Here is a 17,784-nt window from a genome sequence, read left to right on the forward strand (position 1 = left end):
CTACACTATCCTCTTCGTCGGCAGCGTCAGATGTGTATAAGAGACAGACTTGTAATGGACATGGAATTCGGATTCACAGTCTGGAACTTACAATCGTACGAACCTCCACCCCATGGTGCACTTACCGCAAATACGTTTCCACCCGGATCGTTCGTCAAAACATCCAAACGGTCAAACACAAAACTTCCTGCAGATGACAAGGTACTGTTTGCAATCTCGTATCCCGTACAAATGTTATTTGTGTAATCCATTGCCAGGTATTTATTCCCGATCTGGTGATAGTACATCCATCCCATTTGTTCGATTCCGTTTCCTGAAGCTGAAATTGTTCCCGACATCAAATCTGTCGACGTTACCAAATACTCAGCATCAGCTCCGGCACTGGTAGTTTTTAATCCCAAAACGTATCCGGAAGCCGGAACCAGGGTTTCATCTTCTTCTGTCGTTTTTTTCTTTTTACAGGAAGTAATTGAAGTCATTCCTAACAGAGCGATCACAGCAATTACAAGTGTACTTTTTGTTTTCATTTAACTTTTGTTTTAAAATTATATCCCGGTGGATCAGTTGTCGGTCGATCTTACCGGACAGGATTACCATTCTATTTTATCGAAAGCGGTGCTTTCTTTTGTAAATAGTAGCGAAGTTTGATATTAAAGCTCCTTCCGGGTTTCTGCACCCGGAAATTATCGTAGCACATGGCATCAAACAGGTTCATGCATGAAAGAGAAATATTGTACCGCCCGGAATGACTTGTGAAACTCACGGAAACATTACTTATAATTTGTCGCGGGATGACGAATTTGGAACTCAACGCCCCCAAACTAGGCCACTTCAGGTAAAACTCTTCAATATAGGAGGTGTTCCAGTTGAAATTAAATCGCTGCTTATATTTCCCGAATTGCCGGGTATTGAATGTGAATGATGCATTCCCGAACAAGTACGGAGCATTCGGCAGGCGGTCCATGTACAACTCATCCGGTTCACCGTTGTCTTTTAATGATGCATTCAGGATATTCTGGTATGTAGCATTGAACTCAATCTTGAACCAATCATTGTATCCATAACTAATTGCCCCTTCCAGGCAGTTTACTTTTGCCCGGCTCAGGTTTTCATAGCGCGAAGTAATCCCCATAGCCACTGAGCGGATCAGGTTTTGCGGAAGCCTGTACATGTAATTAAAATCCACATTCACCAAATGTTTTCCGAAACGCTTTCCGAACAGGAAACCTGCATTGATATTCTGACTTTTCTCAGGCTGCAGATCGGCATTAGGCAATTGAAGCAATCCATCTCCGAATACTTCATAACCTTCCGGCAAACGATAGGTATTCTCATAAGAAGCTTTCAGCTGTAAATAATTCAGCACGAAAAAACTGCTGGCAATTCCGTAACCCGGCAATTGAAAATCGTTATCCATTCTTCGAATATCTCCTGTATCATCATCTGATTTATACAAAATGGAATTCATATTGAACATCTTCCCGAAAACAGAGGTCGTCCATCGGTCCCGGAATAATTTCAACTGGTAGGAAATCCCGGTAAAATTCTTCTCAAGGATATTCGGGTCTTCAAACGGAAGCGGATCTACTTTCAGCGGATCACTTCCAACTCTTCGCATGCGGGAATAGGTGTTATTGAGTGTAAACTGATGGTGTTTTCCAAGTTTGTAATTCAATGTTGCAACGGCAAGTGCTGCCTGATCATTGAAAGTATACAGGGTTTTGTACCAGTTCAATTCACCGGAAGTATTCGAAAGCAATTTCAAAGTGTGATTCCCTTCCCAATCATAAATGCGGGAGCTTGTATCAACGGTCTGCTGTTCAATTGTACTGTAAAGTCCTGAAACTTTAAGACTCAGGTTTTTGACAAATAAATGGTTCTTTTCGTATTTCAATGTTGGGATGAGACTGTTTTCGGTTCGGTGAACTTCTCCTGCAACAATGGTCATATTAGCTCCCTGCTGAATCTCTTTGTAAGTTGTATTCGCAATTAATCCAACCATTAACCGGTCTGCCCATTTCTTATTCACTACTCCGAATTCCACCATTCCCGTTGCAGATTTGAATGCATCGTTAAAACGCCTTACGGAAGTAGTATGCTCGTCAATTTTCCCGGTTTTCTTGTCGAACAGGTTGATATCCACTTTAAAATCATTGTCGGAATAATTGTAAAATGCACTTGCACTAACCATAAATCCCTTTTTAGTGGTATACCTTCCTACCAAACTTGCCTGGTGCGTATTAAACGATCCGAATCCGTAAGAAACATCCAAAAAGTTACGTACGGTGTTATTGGTTACAATATTTACGGCCCCGCCCAAAACATCAGAACCCAGGTTGATCGGAACAACACCTTTGTAAATCTCCACCCGCTCCACATTGTTCACAGGAATAGCATTAATACTGAATGACCTTCCCATAACATCAGTAGGCAGTCCATCTACGAAAAAACGTACCTGGTTCCCTGTAAAACCACTTAATGAAAATACGAAGTCAGATCCAAGACCACCGCTCTCGCGAATACGCACGCCTGTTGATTGGTTCAATACCTGATTGACATTCAAATTCAGGTTCTGGACCGGCTTCATATCAATAGATTCCACTGCAAAGGGTTGTTCCTTCACTTCCTGCACCTTTGATTTCGCCAAAACGGTAACCTCATCAATCTGGGCAATCTTAACCAGGGGTAATGCTCCCAAATCCAGTTCGGGCTGCTGCAGGTCTACTTGTTTTTCATAGGATTCGTGCTCCGAACTGTAAGCTTTCAACACATAATTTCCGTAAGGAACATTCGAAATTCGAAAAACTCCATTTTCATCCGTTGGAGCTGATAATGATGTCCCCTCAAGTCCTACAGTAATGAAAGGAACTGCCTGGTTGTTCTCCTGGAACTTGCCGCTGATCACTCCTTGCTGAGCAAATAGAACAGGACTGGAAATCAAAAGGAAAAGAAGAATACTATTTTTCACAAGATTGTTTGTTTTATCCCGAGCACGGATTTTTTTTGCAAAGCTACATCGTGTTTGAAGCTATAACCAATACCTTTTTGAGTGTAAAAAGAGGAACAACTACCATGCAGAGAGTATATAAGTCCGGGAATGATTGATAACACTGCTAATTCCTTTTAGCATTCTTCAAAACAATTTTTCAACGACCTGCAAAAAAAAGAGGTTCCGCATTTGCGAAACCTCTCCTGAATAGATTGGGTTAACGATTTTTTACTCCTTCACAAATTTGATTTGCGTTGACTCATTGGCCGTCGAAGTAATTTTCACTAAATAAACTCCGGAGCTGATATCCGAAACATCGATTGTAGCATTGCTGCGCAATTCGGTTTTAGAGAGCACTTTACCACTCATATCCATCACCTCTACTTTCAGGATTTCATCCGGATTGGACGAACTAACAGCTAGTTTATCCTTTACAGGATTCGGATAAAGTGAATATGTTGACGCTTTCGGTTCTTCTCCGAAGAAAGAGGCCGAAGTTCTTGCCACGTTCAGGGTATAACAAGTTGCACTGTTTGCACCATTGTACCCAAACACACGAACTGTGTAAGTTCCAACAGCCAGGTTTGCAATCGAGACATTCTCCGTAGCAGTTGATCCCACTCCCGAACCGATCAAAGTTCCGGCACTGTTGTAAATATTCAGGTCATAATCAACACCGGATGGCCCTGCCAATGCAAATAAATGTGTTCCGGAAGCAGTTGTTGTTACCTTGTAGTAATCCTGGTCCGTACCAGATGAAATTGCAGCAGAAATGGTAGTTGCCAATGGAATTGTTGCTGCAGCAGACGAAGAATTATTCGGCTCATAAGCTGTAGAGCAGTTGTTTACTGCTGTCGCAGTTGCGGTCAGCGTATAGCAGGTAGCACTTACGGCATTGTTGTATCCGAAAACTTTTGCATAATAAGTTCCGGCAGCCTGTCCGTTCAATGTAACGGATTCTGTTGCGGTACTTCCTGCTCCGGAACCGATTTGTGTTCCGGCACTGTTGTAAATCACCAGGTCGAAATCCACACCGGAAGGTCCTGCCAGATTGAACACATTATTAGTGGTAGTCGAAGTTGTGATCTTAAAGAAATCGGCATCTCCGGAGGTTGCAATTGCCGCTGAAACGGCCGTTCCACTTGTTAATGTTGCTGCAGCAGCCTGTGTTTCATTCGGTTCGTAGGCATTTGTGCATGTTTGCCCGCCGCCATCGGTATCACAAGTCAAAGTGATGCAGCTGTTAACACGGCTTCTGATCAGGTTTCCGGGTTGAGGCCCAAAGCCCAGCGTAAAGTTCATTCCGGCACTTACCAGGTGGCAATAACTCATGATTGTTCCGCCATTCGAAGGAATAGGACCGTTGCAGCCTTCCGAATATCCTGCCTGCGGACCACATCCATCAATTGCTCCGCCTGACCAACTGCAGGCATGTGTATGTGGAGAACCAAGGTTGTGTCCAATTTCGTGAGCTGTAACATTTACCGCCCAGCTGTAAGTTGGAACCGCATTTACCGTTCCGCCGACAGCCCCGCAGAACCCATGTTTGTAATATTCATTGCTTCCGCACAACTGATCCAGCCATGCAACTCCGCCACCGCCGGTAGTTGAAAACAATGTTGCGATATTAGCCCCGAAATTTGAGCGGTTAGCCGAGAAGGTATTCAGATTATCATTATACGTATCAGCTGTTGTCCAGATATAAAGCTGGTTCAGCTTCGAACCGATCTGCTCATTTTCATAAAGCAATTTGAAGTTATTGAAAATGTTAGTGATATGATTGGTAACAGCCTGGGTGCTTCCTTTTGAAGTATACAGGTTGTAACGCGTTTCCCAGAAATAGGTCACGCACTTATAAGTTGCCTTTTCCATATCCTTCAACTCCCCTTTTTGGGATGAAAGGCGTTCAACCGCCTCCCGGTATTGTTCCAAATCTTCGGAACCGCACGAGTAAACCGGTTTATCTTTCAAATCATCATCCGAATAAACCACATGGATTCCGGCATTGTTTTCCGGAAGTCTGATCAAACCGGCCTCAATCGTTGCATCTTCCGGTGAATTTCGGTTAATCAATACAAAAAATTCATCTTCGAAGAAACTCACTCCAACTACTGCGTCTTCATTTCGAAGCGTTCCCTGGTAATACACCCCTAAATCTACCCCCTGCTCTAATCCCGGTGTACTGGTTTCCAGCTTAAATTCATCCGTAAAGAGATTCACCCTTACCAAATCCAAGGTCAACAAACGGTCTTCGTAAGGCAATTGAACGGAAAGAACTTCCGGCCGGACTGCCAGCAAATTTGAAATTGAAGCCGTATTTGAGTAGGCAACAAATCCCGACTTTTCGAGTGCCAGACTGGCTATTGATTCGATCTGCTGAGATACGGATTTCGGACGGGAAGCGGCAAAATCAAAAGAATAAATTTCTTTTAGCCCTTTGAAAGCATCATTCACTCGCTTCTGGTTCACACGTTCGAAAGCTTTTGCTTCCGAATAAACTCCCTTGGGAAGGGATACTTTTTTAAATTCCTGGGAATAAGCACTTAACGCACCACCTGCGACCAATAAGGTCGTCACTAAATAGTTCATCTTCTTCATAAATAGCGTTTTAATGTTAGCCGGAGGAATATTACAACTATTGTTTGAATTAAAACAATTAACAATGTTAAAATCTTATTTTTTAACAAATGAAAGATAAATTAACAGCTGAAAATCTATTTGGCAGCAAATTGATACACAATTAGTTATAAAACATTACTTAACAAAAAACTTCAAAACCAAATTTTTAGACCTCTCAACTATCAGTTTTGAGATTTTTTTATCTTTTTAAAAAAGAAATTCCGGAACTTGGTTCATCTTCAAACTAAAATTGCGACCTTTAATTGAATTCGAAGGACATGGAAAGCTTTTACAATTTTTGGCCGGAAATCGCTTACTATATTTCACTCCGTTACCTGATTATTGCAGGTGGTGCATACCTTTTGTTTTATGTTTTGTTCCGTAACCAGTGGTTCCGGCAAAAAATCCAGTTGGTATTCCCAAAGAACAAACGCATTCTGATGGAAGTGCTGTATTCCATGCAGACAACGGTCATTTTTGCCACTATTTTTTTACTGGTCGTGATTGTCTTACGTCCGTACACCAATCTTTACGAGGATGTTGACGCTTATGGATCGGTTTATTACCTATTTACAATTCCGGTAATGTTCGTGATTCACGACACTTATTTTTACTGGATGCACCGGGCAATTCATCATCCGAAATTATTCCGGCACATTCATTTTATTCATCATCAATCCACCAATCCCACACCTCTGGCAGCTTACTCTTTCCATTTTTCAGAGAGTATCCTGGAAGGAATGATTATTCCTATTATTGCATTTACAATTCCGGTCCATACCAGTGCTCTGATTATTTTTTTACTCGGGCAGTTTATCATTAATGTCTACGGTCATTTGGGATTTGAATTGTTCCCTGCACGCTTTCATAAAACATGGATCGGCAAATGGATCAATACTTCCGTGGCCCACAACCAGCACCACAAACACTTCAATGGAAATTACGGATTGTATTTCCTGTTCTGGGACCGCTGGATGGGAACCCTCAGGACGGATTACGATGAAACTTTTGACGAAGTAAAAAATAGAAAAGAAGTTATTCATGGAGAATTACAAGGAAATAAATAAAGAACAATGGAATCAGCGGGTTGATCCGCATGTGGAGTCCGATTTTTACGACCAATCAGCTTTTTTGGCAGGAAAGAATTCCTTGCAGGAAACCGAACTTGCCCTGCTTGGAGACGTGAGCGGGAAACGCATTTTGCATTTGCAGTGCCATTTCGGGCAGGACACGATCTCACTTGCGCGCATGGGAGCAAGCACGGTTGGTGCTGACATTTCCGACAAAGCTATTGACAAAGCACGCGAAATTGCATCCATAACCGGTGCCGATGCAACTTTTGTTTGCTGCGATCTTTATGATTTGCCGCAAAACCTGGAAAGCCAATTCGATATCGTTTTTACTTCTTACGGAACAATAGGCTGGCTTCCCGATCTTGACAAATGGGCTTCGGTGATCACTCATTTTTTAAAGCCCGGCGGAAAGTTTGTCTTTGTTGAGTTCCATCCCGTAGTTTGGATGTTTGATGACGATTTCCAAAAAGTTGGATACCGTTATTTCAAATCGGAACCCATTATAGAAACAGCAAGCGGCACGTACGCCGACCGGGACGCTGAAATCAAAACGACCTCCGTAAGCTGGAACCATGCCATGAGTGAAGTGGTTACAAGTTTATTGAAACATGGGATCCAATTGCAGGACTTGCAGGAGTACGATTTCTCAAACTACAACTGTTTCGCTCATACAGACGAATTCGAACCGGGAAAATACCGGATCAAACATTTGGGTAATTTTATCCCGATGATGTATTCGATTGTTGGGATGAAATCGCACTAACGAATGGAAATCGCTCTTAAAATTGTAATCGGAATTGTGGCCCTTTTTCACGTGTATGTGATGTGGCTCGAGATGTTTGCCTGGACAAGCAAAGGTCCGAAAACCTTCAAGAATTTTGAAAAGGACTTGTTCCCGAAAACAAAAGCACTGGCAGCCAACCAGGGATTGTATAACGGATTTTTAGCCGCCGGATTGATTTGGTCTTTTTTTCTCTCCAATCCCAAAACACAAATTGAAGTGCAGCTATTCTTCCTGATCTGTGTTTCTATAGCTGGTATTTACGGAGCATTGACAGCAGACAAAAAGATTTTTTTCGTACAGGCGCTTCCGGCATTAATTGGAATTGTCCTACTACTTTTCTTTTTCGAGTACGAAATAAGCACTGAAAAAAATCATATATCAATTACTCAGAAACCAAACCAAAAATTCGACAACCGATTGGTATATCTTATCGATTCCAAAGGAAGAAAACTAAGCGATCCTTTTCCAGTATACACTAATAACAAAGCTGATTTTTCAGATTCATTGTTCTTATCAGTAACTTTCACTGATGAACTGGAAAGATCAAACAAATTGGATTTTTACGGGCCTTCACAATATGCCATCGGGAACAGAGAAGCATTCAAAGTTACTTTAAATAATCATGGTGTGATTTACTCCGAAAATCCAAGGATGGAGAATTATGTTCTACTCAAAAGCACTGATAAAGATTTGAGTTCAGTTATTTCGCTGGCATTGGTCAATATCCTCAAACATAAAAAACAGGTGGTAGAAAAAATACTCCAAAATCAACGATAGCACCACCAACTAAGTCAGATTGATAGTCAAAAAAAACTTGTAAATTATGGAAATCGCTATTAAAATTGTAATCGGAATTGTGGCTCTTTTTCACGTGTATGTGATGTGGCTAGAAATGTTTGCCTGGACAAGCAAAGGTCCGAAAACCTTCAAGAATTTTGAAAAGGACTTGTTCCCGAAAACAAAATCGCTGGCAGCCAACCAGGGATTGTACAACGGATTTTTAGCCGCAGGATTGATCTGGACGTTTTTTATCTGTAACCCGGAATGGCGCTTCAATGTGAGCATGTTTTTCCTGGTCTGTGTTTCCGTTGCAGGAATTTACGGCGCAGTGACGGCAGACAAAAAGATCTTTTTCGTGCAGGCCCTGCCGGCATTGATTGGAATTGCCCTGCTATTACTCTCTCCACGGAAGTGTGATACGGAGCAGCAAACCTGTCACAAAATGAAGGAGCGATTGACCTATTTTTACATGCCCAATGACAAAAGAGGAAAAATGGACACAGTTTCCAGAACCGAGATCCTGAAAAGAAACAGCAAAGATTCATTGATAGGAATTGGCTTTGTCGATGATATGAACGGAAAAGGAGTCGGCGTTTCACTTGTTACAAACCAGCACTACGCACCGATGGACAGTGATCTCAACAAAGGTTATGTTGAAGGAATCGGGGAAATCTACCGCCATTCAATTACCTGGAGGAATTTCAGTATTCTTCACACCAACAATGACAGCATCAACCGGATAATCGCATTAGGCCTGGGAAGATTGCTGACACTGGAAACAGAGAACCGCATTGCCGCCGTTCCTGTTGTTCGTTCGGAAAAGACAATCCACTTCGAACCGGTTAAATAAGATTGAACACAAGGCACACCAAGCCCACGAGGATTTTTCATCTCATTACCGATTAATCCCAAGAAGAAGGACACGGAAACGATTCTTAAATTTACTGATCTATGTTTCTCCTCTTAAAGAGAAACGCTTTATACCGTTCTACACTGGTTTATCGTTGAAATGAACCACTAATAAGACCCGGCTCACGAGGATTTTTATCTCCGTTCCCATGCTCTCTATAACACCAAAAACAGGCGAAAAAACAAAAAATCGTGTGCTTCGTGCGGTTTGTGGTAAAATAGTCAATAGCCGATCTTTCCCCGCGGATTTGCCTTGAACCACTCCAAAGCCAAACGATAACCATCCATGCCGAAACCCATAATGGAACCCGCGCAAACAGCTGTTATAAATGAGTTGTGGCGAAATTCTTCGCGCTGGGCCAGGTTGCTGATGTGTACTTCTACTACCGGTATTTCAATTCCCGAAATCGCATCTCTGATTGCAATGCTTGTGTGCGTATAACCTCCGGCATTCAGGATAATTCCATCGTGCTTTGATTCGTGAAGCGCATTGATCAATTCGCCTTCTACATTGCTTTGAATGTATTCGATTTCTCCCGAAAAATGCTTCTTCAGCTCTTCCAAAACCTGTAAAAAGGTACGATTTCCGTAAATTTCAGGCTCACGTGTTCCTAAAAGATTTAAATTCGGGCCATTGAGAATTAGAATGCGCATCATTGAAAAATTGGGAACGTACTATTAAACAATTTGTTCATTACCTGAAGATTGAACGAAGCCTGGCTGAAAATTCCATTTTCGCCTATCAACAAGACATTGCTAAGTTACGTGACTTTTGCGAATCTTACACACTTTCTCCCGAGCACATTCAAACGGGACATTTAAAACAGTTCATTGCTGAATTGTACGACATGGGATTAAGTGCGCGTTCGCAGGCACGAATTATAAGCGGCTGGAAACAGTTTTTTGATTTCCTGCTCCAGGAAGATATCCGGAAAGATGATCCTTCTGAAAGTTTGGAGCTCCCGAAAGTCGGCAGGAAATTGCCCGAAGTGTTGACAATCGAAGAAATTGACGCAATGATTGACGCGATAGATCTCAGCTCAAATGAAGGTCAGCGGAATAAAGCTATTTTGGAAACACTTTACAGCTGCGGATTGCGTGTGAGTGAGCTGGTTTCCCTGCGCTTCGAGGACTGTTTTTTCGACGAAGGTTTTATCCGCGTAATCGGGAAAGGAAATAAAGAACGCCTGGTACCTGTAAGTCCGAGCGTGGTGGAAGAAGTGACCTTATATGCAGAAAACGACCGGGGAAATGTTCCTGTAAAAAAAGGAAGTGAGGCGATTGTATTCCTGAACCGGCGCGGCGCGCAGTTAACACGCGTGATGATCTTTACCATTATAAAGCGTTTAGCTGAAACAGCCGGGATAAAAAAAACGATCAGTCCGCATACTTTCCGGCATTCGTTTGCAACGCATTTGATTGAAGGCGGAGCGAATTTGCGCGCTGTTCAGGACATGCTCGGACACGAGAACATTACGACGACTGAAATTTATACGCACCTGGACCAGCGTTTTCTGCGGGATGCTATTTTGACTTACCATCCGCGGAATACAATCAATTAAAACTTAAAGGCAATCCCGAATTGCGGCAGGAACAACAAGGACTTTCTACGATCTATGAATAGGTTATCGTTCTTTCTCATAAGTTCATAGCGCGTATCCAACCCGACCCTGAACCGGAAACGGTTCCAATCGTAGTAAACACCCAGTCCTAACAGGATTTGAGAACTGGAGGTGGAAACGCTCCCGCTGTCTGAAAATTTGAACTTGTTTACGGAATAATAGTATCCGGGTACAACCGCCAATCCAAATCCGGCACCCAAATTAAAATTGAACTGTGCTTTCAACCCGAATGCAAACCGGGTAATACTTGAATTTCGTGTATTCTCAATAGTACTTGTAGTCGTGTCGTAATTATTGTAATAAGTATAACCTGCCGGAACCGTATCTGTGATCGTATCAAAATATGGAATGGAGTCAATTCCTACAAAATAAACCGAGTTTGTTATGATATTCTGTTTATACGATTCCTTTCCGGAGCCGTATTCACCATCAAGTGTTATGTATTTCAAAGGTCCTAATTCCAGGTTCCTTGAAAAACCTAAACCAATCTGGTAAGAAGTTGCTTCTTTCAGAACAAAATCGGTTTTTGATGTTTTCGCCCCGAAACGCGGACCTACATACAGTTCTAACATCCATTTTTTCGCCTTCGATTCATCTTTCGTAGGTTTTACTTTTGACGTTTCATCAAGTGGTTTTGACAAAGAATCCGTTTTAGCAGCAGTTGTTGAAGTGTCTGCTTTTTGCAAGGAATCTGAAGGCTGATTCTTAACAGACTTATCCTTCGGAGATTTCGCATCTTCTTTTTGCGTTGATTTAGCATCAATGGGCTCTGTGTTTTGCGGTGAACCGGATAAATTTGTCTGTTCCAAATCGAGTTGTTGCTTCGAATCTCCTGAAGCGTCATTTGTTCTTTTTGAACCGGCTCCTGATTTCGACATATTGGATACAGCTCTTTTTGTTGCTTTCGTTGATTGCCCGGATTTAGCGTTTTTTTTGATTTTTCCGGATTTCGATGTCCCACCTTTTTCTTCCGTAACCGATTCATTCTGATTTGATCGAACAGTATTTCCCTTTTTCAAAGTAAGTTGCTGTTTTGTTCCTCTTTGATCCACAATTACTGATAATTCCTCCGAAGATCCATTCTCTTTCTCATTCTTCTTATCATTCTCTATCTGTTTTTCACTCCGGCCTGACTTAGTATAGACGTTCGAAGCCGATGAATTTTCTGAAGTGTGATCTAAGGACGAACTACCCTGCCCCACAGATGTATCGTTGAACTCCGAAACAACGCGGGACTGATTTGTTTCCGATTCGCCTGAGCCATTCCGGAGCACTGCAAAAGCAATTCCTCCCAACAGCAAAAGCACTACCGGAAGCCACCAAAAGATAAATCGGAACTTTCTTTTAGGCCCAAGCTGCTTATCAATTTCCATTTTCACAGAAACAGGAGGAGTCACTTCGAGATTCTCAAAGACACCCCTGAACAACTTATTTATGTTATTGTCCTCTGTCATGCTTTTTGGTTTGAAACTTCAAGTAAACTATGAATCATCTTCTTAGCTTTGAAGTATTGGGTTTTACTGGTACTTTCGGAAATAGACAAATACTCGGCTATTTCTTTGTGCGTCAAATTGTCGATTACAAAAAGATTAAAGACCGTTCTGTAACCATCGGGCAGTTCATTGAGGATTCGAATTAATTTGTTCTTTAATTTCTCCTGGTCCTCCTGATCGAAGTGCACCTCCTGTTGTTCATCAAAAAAATCGTCGTCTTCATGCAGCTCAAATCGGTAATTCTTTTTAATGTAGGATAACGCTGTATTTATGGTAATTGTTTTTATCCAAGCCGCAAGGGGTTTGTCCATCGAATACTGATCACAGCTTTTATACACTTTTATGAAAGCCTCCTGAAGCACATCCTGGGCATCATCGGAACAACGGGTATAACGCAGGCACAGAGCAAACATCGCCGCAGAAAATGCAGCATACACGGCATCGAAGGCCTTTCGATCGCCCTTTGTAAATTGTTCCTCAATTTCTTTGGTCAGCACTTGTTAATTCCCTTTCCGCATCCTTACCCGCTTTGATACTTCACGAAATAAATCGGTCAAACGAATAGAAAAACACTTTTCTTCTCAATTTTTTTATCATTCTGACTTAGTTACTCCCTCCAAAATCAAAGGTTGCCCGGAATCCAAAAAAATTAAAATAATTCTGTTCCTTCGATGCGGATCCTGGCTTTGGAGATAAACTGCCCGAGACTTTCAAAGTAAGCGTTTCTCTGGCGTTGATTTTCTTCGGAGATCTTCACACAGCTTTTCAGCATCGAATGAAAAACGGCAAAAGATTTATTGACATAATCCTGATCGATTGTGAATAGATAATTCAACATATTATGTGTGATATAGAGCATTCGGTAAGCATTTGTTTCCGAAATGATCGTATTATCCTGGATATAGGTTTGATGGAGGTATAAATGGAAATTGTCTGAATCTGTAATTACAGGCTGGCCTTTGATAAATTTCCGTCCGATCTCTGCCTGTTTTTTGATATGTTCTACCAGGTCGGCAACCTCATCGATCAGGAAAAGGGCATCTTCAGGTGTTTCAAAATATCCCAGCTCATAGAACGAAACTATTTCCCGTATCAATCCTTTTCCGGCATCGTAGCCGATCACTTCCGTTGATTTCACACGGATATAGAAATTAGCCATCTGCTGCAGCTGTTCATCGGAAATATCGCCTTTCCATCCTTTGTGGAATTTGACGTTCTCCAACTGCCCAAGCTTCAAATAACATTTCCCGAAATACAACAACTTAAATCGTAAGAGAGCCGGAGAATTCAATAACTGGAAGATAATCAAATCCAGGTTCGACATATAAAGCTCTTGCGTACGCTGGGCCACCATCCGTTTAAAACCATCCATGATTCCGTTCAGATAAGTCTCGAAAGAAAATTCCGAACGCTGGATCGGATTATACTGAAAAGTCACACTTTTCCCCGAAACACCAATAATTTTATCGATCGACAGATCGTACTTTTGACAAAGCAGGTTGATTTCCTCCGGTTTCAATGCCGTTTCACCCCGGGCTCTTCGATAAGCAGAATCCCGTGATAACTCCAAATCATCCATCAACAACTTACCCAGTGAAGTTTCAGGTGGAAGTTTCGCTTTTAGCTGTTCAAGTAGTCGGTTTTGAATGTCCATGGCGCCAAAATAAGAAAAAAATAAAAGTCGTCCGTTTCCGAACGACTTAAAATAGGATTATTAACTATCATTTACTTAGGTTACCTGTACATTCTTTCCGTTGTTCCGTCGGAGTAATAATAGATTACCACTCCTTTACAGTTTTCGTCAACTTCCTGTCCCATCGTATTGAAAACGCGTTCCACTTTTTTGATACCCCGGGAATTGTCGGCACTTAACATCTTAGCACTGAATGTTGTTTTGGAACCATCCAAATCGATCAGATTTAAACGGTAATAATTGATCTCACTCACGGAAGGAGCCGCATGGATCGTATTGTAATGATAGTTTTCCTGGGAATAACCACGGGCCTTCACATTCGCAATCTCTTTCCAATCTCCTGAAGCCGGATCTGTTGTCCATTCCACCGTGAAATAATCCGTTCTGTCCTCTGTTTCCGTTACCCAGCTCAACCTATTTCCCTGGGAAGTTTTTGCAACGTTAAAATCAGCCAGCACTATTGGCAATACAACTGGCGTACATCCCAAAACAGAAGTTCCGCCGAAAGATAAATTATAGGGCTGTCCCGAGTTGGAAAAATTATCCACCAAAAGGATATAGACCTGATTCGCTGAAGTTGATAAAGCTGAAATCCAGCTATCTCCACTAGCTGATTCACTGGTACCGGTACCTGTAACGGGACCATAGCATGTCGAAAGTCCAAAAAACCCACATGACCAGCAGCCATCCCCGGTACCGATTCCGGTAGGACCGGTACAGGCCGAATAACTACAGCGGGCCGGAGCAGATATTGGCGGGCAGTTTGTCCCTGCAGTGGCAGTTGTAAATGGTCCCCAGATTGCAAAATCATAATCATCACTACTGCTATTCGGGTTAATGGTCATTGTTAACGTGCCACCCGTTTGAATATTCAAATAGTACCATGAGGATTGATGCTCAGTTCCCAGGCATCCCTGATTAGCCCCGGTTAATTCCTGTGTTCCTGCGCCACCGCTATTTGCTGTTTGCGAGGTATTGGAACACAATAATTCTGCAGCTTCGCAATTGTTTCCCCCGGCTTTTTCTCTGAATGGTATCATGATCTTAGAACTGGTTACGTTCAGCACAGGAATTTCGGCTGATTCAAATACAGAACGTACATAAGTCTCAGCATGTTCCTGCTCCAGAACCAGTTCAAACCATTTTTCAGCAATGTACCGTCCACGATTAGGAATATTATCCGTAGCTGAGGCAAGATAATTTTTCGTGAGATAACTCTGAGGTACAAAAACTTTGTAATTGGTCTGTGCCTGTGTAGTAGCAGTCGCTAAGAGTAATAGTACGGCAATCTTAATTGCCTTAAGTTGTAGTAAATATTTCATAGTGTTTAAGTTGTAATTCTAAAATTAGAATCTTCCTGATTTCTTAATGACACTAATTAATATTTAGCCGATTTCAACAAACAAACGCCTTGTTTCGTCGAAAATTAAAACTTTTTAATCGAAAAAAAACCACACTTCATCGAAGTGTGGTTTTTCAACTATTTGATAATTAAACAGTTAGTTGATATGTCAATTTATTGCTTCTGTATACGGAAGATAAAATGTTCTCCGTTCGCAAATCCTTTTACGAAATAAACTCCCGGCTTCTGACCAGAAAGATCCACCTCTATTACTGATGCAACAGATTCGGAAGAAACAAATTGAACTTCTTTCCCCTGAACGTCCATTACACTTACAATTGAAAACTCAGCTCCCGAAGATGCAGCCGCAATGAATTTGCCATTGGTAGGGTTCGGATAGACCTCCAATCCTAAATCCTGTCCATTTTCAGCAAGTCCTAAACATCCGCTAACGTTCATGGTAAATGTTGCTTCACCTTCACATCCGTTCACATCCGTAAACGAATAAGTAATCACATGATTTCCTATTCCTGCTGTTACCGGATTGAAACTACCTCCTGTTACTCCTGTACCGCTATAAGTTCCTCCCACCGGCGTTCCGCCTGAAAGAGTCAATGGCGCATGGTTCAAACACATGCTTGAAACCGGTGAAACAAACGCTACAGTTGGAGCAGTGTTTACCGTAATAGTTGTTGAAGCTCCTTCCGCACAACCGTTTCCGTCTGTGAATGTATAAGTAATTGTCTGCGTTCCTGAAGCAGGATCAAAGTCAGTTCCTGTAACACCCGTTCCACTATAAACTCCTCCTGCCGGACTTCCACCAGTCAGTGCAAGTACCCCCGAATTACTGCAGACTGCAGAAATAGGATCCTGAGTAACCGTTGGAGCATCATTTACAGTAATTGTCGTCGAAGCATCATTCATACAGCCGTTTGCATCTGTGAATGTGTAGGTAATTGTCTGTGTCCCTGACGCAGGATCAAAATCAGATCCTGAAACTCCAGTTCCGCTGTAAGATCCACCCGCAGGACTTCCACCTGTCAGCGCCAGCATTCCTGAATTACTACAAACTGCAGAAATCGCACCCTGAGAAACAGTAGGTGCTGTATTTACGGTAATAAGCTGCGCATCGGTATTGGTACAGCTATTTGCATCTGTGTAAGTATAAGTTATAGTCTGTGTACCGGAAGCAGGATCAAAGTCAGTTCCCGTAACACCAGTTCCGCTATATGTTCCTCCGGCCGGAGTTCCACCCGTCAACGCAATAGTTCCCGCATTATCACAAACGGCTGCAAAAGTACCCAGGGAAACCATCGGAGCCGTATTTACTGTGATCGTATAATTTGAATTAAATGAACATCCGTAAGGATCCGTGTAATCATAAGTTACCGTTTGCGTACCCATTGCAGGATTAAAAGTACCTCCCGAAACTCCCGCTCCGGAATATGTTCCACCGGCAGGTGATCCTTGTACTAAAGTATATGCACTTCCGTTATCACACAATGCCGGTGCAGGTGTAAAAGAAATCGGGTTTGGAGGACAAACCACCGTGATCGAATAAGCCTGCGACCCGGAACATCCGCTAGCATCACTCACTGTTGCCGTGAAATTGAAGGTTCCTGTTGCAGTCGGCGTTCCGGAAATTGTTCCGCTTGCCGACAAAGTCAATCCCGGAGGAAGTGCTCCTGCGGTGATTGCGTAACTAGGCGCTCCCAAAGCACCTGTTTGTGTCAATCCAAGTGAATAAGCAGAACCTGCGGTTCCACCTGTCAAGGCACCACCGGTAGTCATTGTGAATGCAGGACAAACGTATGGTGTGTAAACGACCTGGTCAATCCCAATGTAATCCGAATTCGATCCCAACGAACCTGCCCCGGTTACAAAATAACGGAAAGCAATTCTTCCGGATGTTGGTGCTGGAAGCCCCGAAATTGTGATCGTATATTGTGTCCATACCTGTGGATAAACGCCCGCAACTAATGTCGGATTGACACTTAATAACAATGTAGTAAAATCACCCGTAGCTGTAGCTCCACTACCGACGTTGGTACTAGCCCCGTTGGTGCTCAAACGAACTTCCAAACGATCCGGATAATCTGTTTGACCAGCCCCGATGGTTGGTTTTCTGGTATAAAATGTAAACACATCCCCGTTTTTCAAGGTACGGTTCGGAGTTATCAGCCAGTTACTGATTGTTCCGGTACTTCCGGTACTGTTGAAATTTACTCCGATGTAAGAGTTGGCGGCTCCGGTATATGAGTCGAATGGTCCGGGAGTTGGGGTCGCATTTGTTGCCGTTCCCTGAAACCAGCTAATACTTCCGACCGGCGTACTATTGTTTTGAATAAGCCAACCATTACCAGTCAATAACGTAATGTCATCAAATGATTCGGTATAAGCCTGTGCGCTGTACTTTGATATACACCCAAGTACGAACAAACCGCAGATAGCAGCTGTTTTTAAAATGCTTGTTTTCATAA

General features: G+C 42.4%; 12 protein-coding genes and 1 pseudogene. 5 read left to right on the forward strand and 8 right to left on the reverse strand.

Features of this window, described 5'->3' with window-relative positions; all coding sequences use genetic code 11:
* Positions 1 to 598: 598 nt before the first annotated feature.
* Both QZT69_RS17380 and QZT69_RS17385 read right to left on the reverse strand, forming a co-directional pair.
* Entirely contained in the window at positions 599 to 2,968 is a 2,370-nt protein-coding gene (locus tag QZT69_RS17380; protein ID WP_294678757.1) for a TonB-dependent receptor plug domain-containing protein, read from the reverse strand.
* Positions 2,969 to 3,217: 249 nt separating this feature from the next.
* Complete coding sequence (locus QZT69_RS17385) at positions 3,218 to 5,587, reverse strand: T9SS type A sorting domain-containing protein (protein WP_294678779.1); 2,370 nt, start codon at positions 5,585 to 5,587, stop codon at positions 3,218 to 3,220.
* Between the two features lie 299 nt (positions 5,588 to 5,886).
* Between QZT69_RS17385 and QZT69_RS17390 the strand changes: the two genes are divergently transcribed.
* The 4 genes and pseudogenes from QZT69_RS17390 to QZT69_RS17405 form a co-directional block, all read left to right on the forward strand.
* Positions 5,887 to 6,675, forward strand: coding sequence for a sterol desaturase family protein (locus QZT69_RS17390; protein ID WP_294678790.1), 789 nt, complete (start codon positions 5,887 to 5,889; stop codon positions 6,673 to 6,675).
* Positions 6,650 to 7,444, forward strand: coding sequence for a class I SAM-dependent methyltransferase (locus QZT69_RS17395; RefSeq protein WP_294678803.1), 795 nt, complete (start codon positions 6,650 to 6,652; stop codon positions 7,442 to 7,444). The genes QZT69_RS17390 and QZT69_RS17395 overlap by 26 nt, the downstream gene beginning before the upstream one ends.
* Positions 7,445 to 7,447: 3 nt before the next feature.
* Positions 7,448 to 8,242, forward strand: coding sequence for a DUF1304 domain-containing protein (locus QZT69_RS19215; protein WP_367242398.1), 795 nt, complete (start codon positions 7,448 to 7,450; stop codon positions 8,240 to 8,242).
* A 46-nt stretch (positions 8,243 to 8,288) separates the two neighbouring features.
* A pseudogene (locus QZT69_RS17405) lies at positions 8,289 to 8,645 on the forward strand (DUF1304 domain-containing protein); the annotation flags it as partial.
* Positions 8,646 to 9,376: 731 nt separating this feature from the next.
* Here QZT69_RS17405 and aroQ read toward each other — a convergent pair.
* Positions 9,377 to 9,808, reverse strand: coding sequence for a type II 3-dehydroquinate dehydratase (gene aroQ, locus QZT69_RS17410; RefSeq protein WP_294678810.1), 432 nt, complete (start codon positions 9,806 to 9,808; stop codon positions 9,377 to 9,379).
* 2 nt (positions 9,809 to 9,810) lie between these two features.
* Here aroQ and xerD point away from each other — a divergent pair, with 2 nt between their 5' ends.
* Positions 9,811 to 10,716, forward strand: coding sequence for a site-specific tyrosine recombinase XerD (gene xerD, locus QZT69_RS17415; RefSeq protein ID WP_294678818.1), 906 nt, complete (start codon positions 9,811 to 9,813; stop codon positions 10,714 to 10,716).
* On the opposite strand, the gene QZT69_RS17420 is transcribed toward xerD, so the two are convergent.
* The 5 genes from QZT69_RS17420 to QZT69_RS17440 all read right to left on the reverse strand — a co-directional run bounded on the left by QZT69_RS17420 (position 10,713) and on the right by QZT69_RS17440 (position 17,782).
* Positions 10,713 to 12,230 (reverse strand): hypothetical protein, encoded by a 1,518-nt coding sequence (locus QZT69_RS17420; RefSeq protein ID WP_294678820.1) that lies wholly within the window; start codon positions 12,228 to 12,230, stop codon positions 10,713 to 10,715. The two genes, xerD and QZT69_RS17420, sit on opposite strands and share 4 nt — an antisense overlap.
* A complete protein-coding gene (locus QZT69_RS17425; protein WP_294678821.1) occupies positions 12,227 to 12,766 on the reverse strand; it encodes an RNA polymerase sigma factor in 540 nt (179 codons plus the stop codon). The genes QZT69_RS17420 and QZT69_RS17425 overlap by 4 nt, the downstream gene beginning before the upstream one ends.
* A gap of 152 nt (positions 12,767 to 12,918) precedes the next feature.
* A complete protein-coding gene (locus QZT69_RS17430) occupies positions 12,919 to 13,923 on the reverse strand; it encodes a hypothetical protein (protein ID WP_294678822.1) in 1,005 nt (334 codons plus the stop codon).
* 80 nt (positions 13,924 to 14,003) lie between these two features.
* The gene (locus tag QZT69_RS17435; protein WP_294678823.1) at positions 14,004 to 15,284 is read right to left on the reverse strand and encodes a hypothetical protein; all 1,281 of its coding nucleotides are present in this window, start codon (positions 15,282 to 15,284) and stop codon (positions 14,004 to 14,006) included.
* A gap of 194 nt (positions 15,285 to 15,478) precedes the next feature.
* On the reverse strand, positions 15,479 to 17,782 hold the full coding sequence (locus QZT69_RS17440) for a choice-of-anchor J domain-containing protein (protein WP_294678828.1): 2,304 nt from the start codon (positions 17,780 to 17,782) through the stop codon (positions 15,479 to 15,481).
* Positions 17,783 to 17,784: the final 2 nt, after the last annotated feature.

Source organism: uncultured Fluviicola sp., from assembly GCF_902168135.1.
In the GTDB taxonomy this organism is placed as follows: Bacteria; Bacteroidota; Bacteroidia; order Flavobacteriales_D; family Crocinitomicaceae; genus Fluviicola.